This is a genomic window from Streptomyces sp. NPDC037401, assembly GCF_055602345.1.
The window spans coordinates 109,817-116,431 of record NZ_JBVJWO010000007.1 but is presented as its reverse complement, the minus strand read 5'-3'; the positions used below and the strand labels follow the sequence as shown (position 1 = coordinate 116,431).

Below are 6,615 nucleotides of genomic sequence, written 5' to 3'. Positions count from 1 at the left end.
CGAGGTGCCCTGACGCATGCGCGAGAATGGACGGCATGAGTCTGTTCCGCGACGACGGCATCGTGCTGCGCACCCAGAAGCTGGGTGAGGCGGACCGCATCATCACGATCCTCACCCGCGGACACGGACGCGTCCGGGCCGTGGCCCGCGGCGTGCGCCGGACCAAGTCGAAGTTCGGCGCCCGGCTGGAGCCCTTCTCCCACGTCGACGTGCAGTTCTTCGCCCGCGGCAGCGACCTCGTCGGCCGCAGCCTGCCGCTCTGCACCCAGACCGAGATCATCGCCCCGTACGGCGGCGGCATCGTCACCGACTACGCCCGCTACACCGCCGGCACCGCCATGCTGGAGACCGCCGAGCGGTTCACCGACCAGGAGGGCGAGCCCGCCGTACAGCAGTACCTGCTGCTCGTCGGAGCCCTGCGCACCCTCGCGCGCGGCGAGCACGAGCCGCACCTGATCCTCGACGCCTTCCTGCTGCGGTCCCTGGCCGTCAACGGCTACGCCCCCTCCTTCGAGGACTGTGCCAAATGCGGCATCCACGGCCCGAACCGGCACTTCTCGGTCGCGGCGGGCGGCGTGGTCTGCGGGGACTGCCGGGTCGCCGGAAGCGTCGTACCCTCGGCAGAGGCCATCGCTCTGCTCAGCGCCCTGCTGACGGGCGACTGGGTCACCGCGGACGCGTGCGAGCCGCGGCACGTCAGGGAGGGCAGCGGGCTGGTCTCCGCCTACCTGCACTGGCATCTGGAGCGCGGGCTACGCTCCTTGCGATACGTAGAGAAATAAGGAGCGCAGCGACATGGCACGACGCGGGATCCTGGGACGCACCCGCCGCGAGTACAAGACTCCCGAACCGCACCCGTCCGGTGCGCGTCCGCCGAAGATCCCCGGCGAGCTGGTCCCGAACCACGTCGCCATCGTCATGGACGGCAACGGCCGCTGGGCCAAGGACCGCGGGCTGCCGCGCACCGAGGGCCACAAGGTGGGCGAGGGCGTCGTCCTCGACGTGCTCAAGGGCTGCCTGGAGATGGGCGTCAAGAACCTCTCCCTGTACGCCTTCTCCACGGAGAACTGGAAGCGCTCGCCCGACGAGGTCCGCTTCCTCATGAACTTCAACCGCGACGTCATCCGCCGCCGCCGCGACGAGATGAACGAGCTCGGCATCCGCATCCGCTGGGTCGGCCGCATGCCGAAGATGTGGAAGTCCGTGGTCCAGGAGCTCCAGGTCGCCCAGGAGCAGACCGTCGACAACGACGCCATGACGCTCTACTTCTGCGTGAACTACGGCGGCCGCGCCGAGATCGCGGACGCGGCGCAGGCGATCGCGCGCGACGTTGCGGCCGGCAAGCTGGACCCGTCGAAGGTCAACGAGAAGACCTTCGCGAAGTACCTGTACTACCCGGACATGCCGGACGTCGACCTCTTCCTGCGCCCGAGCGGCGAGCAGCGCACCTCGAACTACCTGATCTGGCAGAGCGCGTACGCGGAGATGGTCTACCAGGACGTGCTGTGGCCGGACTTCGACCGCCGCGACCTGTGGCGCGCCTGCCTGGAGTACGCCCAGCGCGACCGCCGCTTCGGCGGCGCCGTCCCGAACGAGATCCCGGGTCAGGGCCAGCCGAGCGCCTGAGTCCTGGCGCACCACACGGCAGAGCCCGCGGACAACCGGTGTCCGCGGGCTCTGCCGTGTGCTCGCCGAGGACCGTCAGGCGGCGGGCTTCGCGCAGTCCGCGCAGGTGCCGAAGATCTCCACCGTGTGGGCGACGTTCACGAAGCCGTGTTCCGCCGCGATGGCGTCGGCCCACTTCTCGACGGCCGGGCCCTCGACCTCGACCGCCTTGCCGCACATCCGGCACACCAGGTGGTGGTGGTGGTCGCCGGTGGAGCAGCGGCGGTAGACGGACTCGCCGTCACTGGTGCGCAGCACGTCGACCTCGCCCGCGTCCGCGAGGGACTGCAGGGTCCGGTACACGGTGGTCAGCCCGACGGAGTCGCCGCGGTGCTTGAGCATGTCGTGCAGCTCCTGGGCGCTGCGGAACTCGTCCACCTCGTCCAGGGCGGCCGCCACGGCTGCCCGCTGCCGGGTCGATCGGCCTCGTACTGGCGCGGTATTCGTCTCGCCAGGCGCAGTCGCCACCGGTTCCTCCTCACATCGGCCGAAGGGCCATTGTGCCAGGCCGCCCGTCGCCGCAGTGCTCCACGGGCCGCGCGGCTAGACCTTCACATCGTCCCTCGTGCACACGTCCCCGGCCGCCCGGGCGGCCTTCGCCCGCCTGCGGGCCAGCGGGGCGGACAGCGCCGACAGCACCAGGAAGACGGCGATGGCGAGCAGCACGATCGCGGCGCCGGACGGTGCCTCGACGTAGTACGTGGCGACCGTGCCGGTCAGCGAGACCGCGACGCTGATCGCGATGGCGAGGCCGAGGGTGGCCATGAAGCCGCGGGTGAGCCGCTGGGCGGCCGCGACGGGGATCACCATCATCGCGCTGACCAGCAGCAGGCCGACGATCCGCATGGCGACGGTGACGGTGACGGCGGCGGTCACCGCGATCAGCAGGTTCAGGGCCCGCACCGGCAGACCGGTGACCTTCGCGAACTCCTCGTCCTGGCAGACCGCGAACAGCTGGCGGCGCAGCCCGATCGTGACCGCGATCACGAAGACGGTCAGGATCGCGATCGCCGTGACGTCCTCGGGGGCGACCGTGGTGATCGAACCGAACATGTAACTGAGCAAATTGGCGGTGGACCCGCCCGGCGCCAGATTGATGATCATGACACCGCCGGCCATGCCCCCGTAGAAGAGGACCGCGAGGGCGATGTCGCCGCTGGTGCGGCCGCGGGAGCGGATCAGCTCCATGCCGACGGCGCCGACGACGGCGACCAGCGTGGCCATCCACACCGGGCTGGTCTGGAGCAGGAAGCCGAGGGCGACACCGGTCATGGCGACGTGGCCGATGCCGTCGCCCATGACGGCCTGGCGGCGCTGGACGAGGTACGTGCCGATGGCCGGGGCGGCGATGCCGACCAGGAGGGCCGCGATCAGTGCCCGCTGCATGAAGGCGGGGTTCAGGAATTCCATCAGCTCAGCAGTCCCGTCCGGAGCGGCTCGGCGTCGTGGGCCGCGTGGGGGTGTACGTGGTCGTGGCCGGGCAGGGCGTGCTGGCCCACGGCCTCCGGGGGCGGCCCGTCGTGCACGACGCAGCCGTCGCGCAGGACGACGGCGCGGTCGATCAGCGGCTCCAGCGGGCCCAGCTCGTGCAGGACGAGCAGCACGGTGGAGCCCTCGGCGACCTGCCGGCGCAGGGCGTTCGCCAGGACTTCCTGGTTGCCGAGGTCCACGCCCGCCATCGGCTCGTCCATGATCAGCAGTTCGGGCTCGACGGAGAGCGCCCGCGCGATCAGCACCCGCTGGTGCTGGCCGCCGGAGAGGGCGTTCACCGAGGCGTCGGCCTGCGGGAGCATGTCGACGAGGTCCAGGGCGCGGTCGACGGCCGCCCGGTCGGCCTTGCGCAGGAACCCGAAGCGGGAGCGGGCCAGCCGGCCGGCGGACACGACCTCCCGGACGGTGGCGGGAACCCCGCCCGCGGCCGTGGTGCGCTGCGGTACGTAGCCGATGCGCGACCAGTCGCGGAAGCGCTTGAGGGGGGTGCCGAAGAGGGAGAGCTCGCCGCCGCTCAGCGGGACCTGGCCGACCACGGCGCGGACGGCCGTGGACTTGCCGGAGCCGTTGGCGCCGAGCAGGGCGACGACCTCACCGCGCCGGACCGTGAGGTCGATCCCGCGCAGGACGGTGCGCGAGCCGAGCGAGGCCGTGGCCCCGCGCAGGGATATGACGGGCTGATCCGCATTCGCGGCCGTGGTGGCCGCCGTCGGCTCCGTGGACTGCATGGCTCGCGCCTCCGTCACTGCAGTGGTGGTCACTTGGCGCCGAGCGCCTTCTCGAGGTTGTGCAGGTTCGCCCGCATGACGGCGAAGTAGTCCTCGCCCTGGGACCTGTCGGTGATGCCTTCCAGGGGGTCGAGCACGTCCGTCTTCAGGCCGAGGTCGCCCGCGAGGGTGTCGGCCATCTTCGGGCTGGCCAGCGTCTCGAAGAATACGGTGGAGACCTTCTCCTTCTTCGCGAGCGCCTGGAGGTCCTTCATCCGGGCGGGGCTCGGCTCGGACTCGGGGTCCACGCCGGCGATGCTCTCCTGCTCCAGGCCGTAGCGCTCGGCGAGGTAGCCGAAGGCGGAGTGGGTCGTGATGAAGGTCTTGGAGGCCGTGTTCTTCAGGCCGTCCGCGAACTCGGTGTCGAGCGCCTTCAGCTTGGCGACGAGCTCGTCGGTGTTCTTCTTGTAGTCGGCGGCGTGGCCGGGGTCGGCCTTCTCCAGCGCCTTGCCGACGCCCTGGGCGACCTCGGCGTACTTCACGGGGTCGAGCCAGATGTGCGGGTCCTCGCCGGCCTCGCCGTGGTCGTGGCCGTCGCCCTCGGCGTGCCCGTGGTCCTCCTCGCCGGCGTGGTGCTCCTCCAGCGTGGTCAGCGTGGCGGCGTCGACCTTGGCCGAGGCGCTCGACTGCGCGATGGCCTTGTCGACGGCCGGCTGGAGGCTCTTGAGGTAGAGGACCAGGTCGGCCTCGTCCAGCGCGGCGGTCTGGCGTGCGGTGATCTCCAGGTCGTGCGGTTCGACGTCCGGCTTCGTCAGCGAGCTGACGGCGACGTGGTCCTTGCCTATCTGCTCGGCGAGGAACTGCATCGGGTAGAACGACGCCACGACGTCGAGCTTTCCGCCCTTGCCGTCGCCCGCGGCACTGGCCCCGGAGCAGGCGGTGAGGGCCGCGGCCCCGAGGGCGACGGCTCCGGCGAGGGCGGTGGCGGGTATCAGGCGTCGTACGTTCATGACACTCATTTTCATCAAAAGTGGAAACGATTGTCAAAAGCCCTGGCGGGCGGCCCGGTCCCTCGCGCGGTATAAGGGGAACCGATTTGAAAGTGGGGGTGCGGGCGCCGGTAACCTGAGGCATTCGCCCGCCCGTCGCCCGACCCACACCCCCCACCGAGGCGCTGCGCGCCGACCTATCCGTTTTCGTCCTCGTAATGAAGAGAGCACCGTGGCCGCCGACAAGATCGACACCATCGTCAGCCTGAGCAAGCGCCGTGGCTTCGTCTACCCGTGCAGTGAGATCTACGGCGGCTCCAAGGCCGCCTGGGACTACGGGCCGCTGGGTGTCGAGCTCAAGGAGAACATCAAGCGCCAGTGGTGGAAGGCGATGGTGACCTCCCGTGAGGACGTCGTCGGCATCGACTCCTCCGTGATCCTCGCTCCCGAAGTCTGGGTCGCCTCCGGCCACGTGGCCACCTTCTCCGACCCGCTGACGGAGTGCACCTCCTGTCACAAGCGCCACCGCGCCGACCACCTGGAGGAGGCGTACGAGGCCAAGCACGGTCGCCTTCCCGAGAACGGCCTGGCCGACGTCAACTGCCCCAACTGCGGTGTGAAGGGCCAGTTCACCGAGCCGAAGCAGTTCTCCGGCATGCTGGAGACCCACCTCGGCCCGACGCAGGACACCGGCTCGAAGGCGTACCTGCGCCCCGAGACCGCCCAGGGCATCTTCACCAACTTCGCCCAGGTGCAGCAGACTTCCCGCAAGAAGCCGCCGTTCGGCATCGCGCAGATGGGCAAGTCCTTCCGGAACGAGATCACTCCGGGCAACTTCATCTTCCGCACCCGCGAGTTCGAGCAGATGGAGATGGAGTTCTTCGTCAAGCCGGGCGAGGACGAGCAGTGGCAGGAGTACTGGATGGACCAGCGGTGGAACTGGTACCGCGACCTCGGCATCCGCGAGGAGAACATCCGCTGGTACGAGCACCCGAAGGAGAAGCTGTCCCACTACTCGAAGCGCACCGCCGACATCGAGTACCGCTTCAACTTCGGCGGCTCCGAGTTCTCCGAGCTCGAGGGCGTGGCCAACCGCACCGACTTCGACCTCAAGGCCCACTCCGAGGCCTCCGGCCAGGACCTGTCGTACTTCGACCAGGAGGCCGGCGAGCGGTACGTGCCGTACGTCATCGAGCCCGCGGCCGGTGTCAACCGCGCGATGCTCGCCTTCATGATCGACGCGTACACCGAGGACGAGGCCCCGAACGCCAAGGGCGTCATGGAGAAGCGCACCGTGATGCGCCTCGACCCGCGCCTGGCGCCGGTCAAGGTCGCGGTGCTGCCGCTGTCCCGCAACCCGCAGCTGTCGCCGAAGGCCAAGGGCCTCGCCACCGACCTGCGCCGCAACTGGAACATCGAGTTCGACGACGCGGGCGCCATCGGCCGCCGCTACCGCCGCCAGGACGAGATCGGCACGCCGTTCTGCGTGACGGTCGACTTCGACACCCTGGACGACAACGCCGTGACCGTGCGCGAGCGCGACACCATGAAGCAGGAGCGCGTCTCCCTGGACCAGATCCAGGCCTACCTGGGTGCGCGTCTGCTCGGCTGCTAGCAGCCGCGGCGCCCCTCGGGCGGACGAACCGGTGGGGGGGGGGGGGGGGGGGGGGGGGGGGGGGGGGGGTTTTTTTTTTTTTTTTTTTTTTTTTCTTGGTCTTTATCGCTTCCTGCCACCCCCTAACCAACAACAAAAAAAGCCACAA

General features: G+C 69.7%; 7 protein-coding genes. 3 read left to right on the top strand and 4 right to left on the bottom strand.

The window, feature by feature from the left end; all coding sequences use genetic code 11:
* Nucleotides 1–35 precede the first annotated feature (35 nt).
* Together recO and ACZ7H1_RS08865 are read left to right on the top strand one after the other, a co-directional pair.
* Nucleotides 36–782, top strand: a complete 747-nt coding sequence (gene recO, locus ACZ7H1_RS08870; RefSeq protein WP_470784936.1) for a DNA repair protein RecO — start codon at nucleotides 36–38, stop codon at nucleotides 780–782.
* 13 nt (nucleotides 783–795) lie between these two features.
* Nucleotides 796–1,626 carry an isoprenyl transferase gene (locus tag ACZ7H1_RS08865; RefSeq protein ID WP_470784935.1) on the top strand — a complete coding sequence of 277 codons (831 nt, stop codon included), beginning with the start codon at nucleotides 796–798 and terminating at the stop codon, nucleotides 1,624–1,626.
* Nucleotides 1,627–1,701: 75 nt separating this feature from the next.
* On the opposite strand, the gene ACZ7H1_RS08860 is transcribed toward ACZ7H1_RS08865, so the two are convergent.
* The 4 genes from ACZ7H1_RS08860 to ACZ7H1_RS08845 form a co-directional block, all read right to left on the bottom strand.
* Nucleotides 1,702–2,133, bottom strand: a complete 432-nt coding sequence (locus tag ACZ7H1_RS08860) for a Fur family transcriptional regulator (RefSeq protein WP_470784933.1) — start codon at nucleotides 2,131–2,133, stop codon at nucleotides 1,702–1,704.
* A 75-nt stretch (nucleotides 2,134–2,208) separates the two neighbouring features.
* Nucleotides 2,209–3,075 (bottom strand): metal ABC transporter permease, encoded by an 867-nt coding sequence (locus tag ACZ7H1_RS08855; RefSeq protein WP_470784931.1) that lies wholly within the window; start codon nucleotides 3,073–3,075, stop codon nucleotides 2,209–2,211.
* Nucleotides 3,075–3,884 carry a metal ABC transporter ATP-binding protein gene (locus ACZ7H1_RS08850; protein WP_470785158.1) on the bottom strand — a complete coding sequence of 270 codons (810 nt, stop codon included), beginning with the start codon at nucleotides 3,882–3,884 and terminating at the stop codon, nucleotides 3,075–3,077. Before ACZ7H1_RS08850 ends, ACZ7H1_RS08855 begins: the two co-directional genes overlap by 1 nt.
* Before the next feature lie 29 nt (nucleotides 3,885–3,913).
* Nucleotides 3,914–4,873 (bottom strand): metal ABC transporter substrate-binding protein, encoded by a 960-nt coding sequence (locus tag ACZ7H1_RS08845; RefSeq protein WP_470784930.1) that lies wholly within the window; start codon nucleotides 4,871–4,873, stop codon nucleotides 3,914–3,916.
* Nucleotides 4,874–5,084: 211 nt separating this feature from the next.
* Here ACZ7H1_RS08845 and ACZ7H1_RS08840 point away from each other — a divergent pair, with 211 nt between their 5' ends.
* Nucleotides 5,085–6,467 carry a glycine--tRNA ligase gene (locus tag ACZ7H1_RS08840; protein WP_470784928.1) on the top strand — a complete coding sequence of 461 codons (1,383 nt, stop codon included), beginning with the start codon at nucleotides 5,085–5,087 and terminating at the stop codon, nucleotides 6,465–6,467.
* Nucleotides 6,468–6,615: the final 148 nt, after the last annotated feature.

What these genes read in the sequence shown, in the direction of transcription:
- ACZ7H1_RS08855 (WP_470784931.1), bottom strand. Translation starts at nt 3,075, where the DNA reads ATGGAATTCCTGAACCCCGCCTTCATGCAGCGGGCACTGATCGCGGCC.
- recO (WP_470784936.1), top strand. Translation starts at nt 36, where the DNA reads ATGAGTCTGTTCCGCGACGACGGCATCGTGCTGCGCACCCAGAAGCTG.
- ACZ7H1_RS08865 (WP_470784935.1), top strand. Translation starts at nt 796, where the DNA reads ATGGCACGACGCGGGATCCTGGGACGCACCCGCCGCGAGTACAAGACT.
- ACZ7H1_RS08850 (WP_470785158.1), bottom strand. Translation starts at nt 3,884, where the DNA reads ATGCAGTCCACGGAGCCGACGGCGGCCACCACGGCCGCGAATGCGGAT.
- ACZ7H1_RS08845 (WP_470784930.1), bottom strand. Translation starts at nt 4,873, where the DNA reads ATGAACGTACGACGCCTGATACCCGCCACCGCCCTCGCCGGAGCCGTC.